The sequence below is a fragment of the Campylobacter sp. MIT 99-7217 genome, from assembly GCF_006864365.1.
Taxonomy (GTDB): Bacteria; Campylobacterota; Campylobacteria; order Campylobacterales; family Campylobacteraceae; genus Campylobacter_D.
On sequence record NZ_QHLJ01000022.1, the window covers coordinates 1 to 1,948 of the forward strand.

1 pseudogene is annotated in these 1,948 nt (G+C 33.2%); it reads right to left on the reverse strand.

What is annotated here, in order from left to right:
• A pseudogene (locus DMB92_RS09220) lies at positions 1-1,948 on the reverse strand (hypothetical protein); the annotation flags it as partial.

The following is a 1,948-nucleotide window of genomic DNA, read 5'->3' on the forward strand; positions in this document are numbered from 1 at the left end:
AGCAAGGCTTATGCTTTTTATCTTTTTATCTTGCTTTTCGCTTCGCCCTTGCGTGCCACCCTTTTCAAAGCTTTCTTTTAAATCCTCTTTTTTAACCACGGCTAAGCTTAGATTGATAGGCTCTTTTTCATCATCTAAAATAAGCTTTGTATCCTTGATCTTTGTGTGTTTTATAGGCTCTTTAAGGCTTAAATCGCTGGTATCATTTGCTGCCTTTCCTGCCAAAGCCTCTTTTTTAGCCCATTCTTTTGCCCTACTTTCTTTGACTTTTTCATTTGCCCTTCTTTCAAGCTCTATTCTTTGCCTTTCATTTTCTAAATATTGCCCCCTCTTTGCTTCTTTTTCAGCTTGTATGTTTTTACTTAGGCTAGATTTAGCAGGGTTTAAGTCATTTTGTTTTAAAATATGATTTTGGTAGCCCAAGCCTTGTTTATCTTGTTTGCTACCCTGCTGAATGAAAGTTTGGATAATGTCAGCGTTTAATTCCACTTTTTCAAAATCTTTAAATTCTTTTAACAAAGTATTCATTTTATCAGTTTTAAAGCCTGTTAATAAAATTTTTCCATCATCTTTACTTACTAAAAGATAGAAAAAATCCTTATCGTCGCTAAATTTTTTAATCATTTTTTCTTTGATTTGTCCATTTTCTACTTTGGTAATCTTTACATCAAAATCCTTTAAACTTGGTTCAACTAAATTTAAAAAAGATAGTCTAGCCTCAGCGTCTTGTTTGCTAAGCAAATGATCAACAAAATTATTTTTGTTTTCTACTTCGCTAAGCGTATTTAAAAACTCATCTATGCTTATATTTTTAGGAACTTTACTGCCTTGATAGTTTTTTAAAGTTTCAAAAAGTTGCTTTTGTTTTGGCTCGTCAAATTCTTGTCTTGTAAAACTTCTTTCATCTAAATTTAGAGTTTTTTCTTTTTCTTGCAAATTATCTAAATTTTGGGTAGAATTAACTTCAGGGTCTTTAATGGGCGTATCGAAGTTTGTGGTGTCGGTATCTTTTGACTTTAAAGGCTGCTCTACTAGGTCATTGCCACTATGATTAAACCTAGTAGCCTCCAAGTTTTCAAGCTCTATTCTTTGCCTTTCGTTTTCTAAATCTTGCTTGATCTTTGCTTCTTTTTCAGCTTGTATGTTTTTACTTAGGCTAGATTTAGCAGGGTTTAAGCTTTGATTTGTTAAATTATCAGCGGAGGTAGCCACTTGTTCTGCTTTAAAGGCATCACCTGCCTGCTGTCTAAGCGTGGCTATAATGTCAGCACCTTTTAAAATTTCATCTGCATTTAAAAGCTCATTTTGTAAATAATTATAATCCCTTGTTTTTAAGTGAGTGATAAAGGTTCTATCTTCATCTTTGGTTATAAGCAAATAATAAAAAGGCTCGTTTTTGGCTTTTTGAAATTTCTTGATATATTTTGTTTTGCCCTCTTTGACATATTTGAAATTTGGCTTTTCCATAGTATCAAGCGTTAAATGAAAAATCGCTTGTCTTTGCTTAGCGTCTTTTCTACTTGCTAAATGTTCTTCGATATTTTGTGGATTGTCAAAGCTTTCTAAAAGTTCTTTGAGTTCTTGCTCGTTTAGCTCTTTTGGGCTTTGAGTTGCTTCTAAGCTATCTAAAATTGTTTTAAATTCTTTTCGTAGTTTCAAGCCCTCTTCATCATTTTTTTTTAAAACTTTCGCAGGTCCTTGCAAATTCTCTAAATTTTGGGTAGAATTTGCCTTGCGGTCTGCTAAAGGTATAACCTTATCAGTTTTTAACTGATTACCATTATCCTGAATAAAAGAGTGGATAATTTCAGGATTTCCCTCTTTAGCCTTTGCACCATTCAAAGCCTCCTCAAAGCTTTGCTTCCTTGCTAAATTCACTTCATCAACCGAGCCTAAAAACTCATCTAAAAGCTTCTTTGTTTCGCTGTTAAAGCCTGCTTTTTGGATC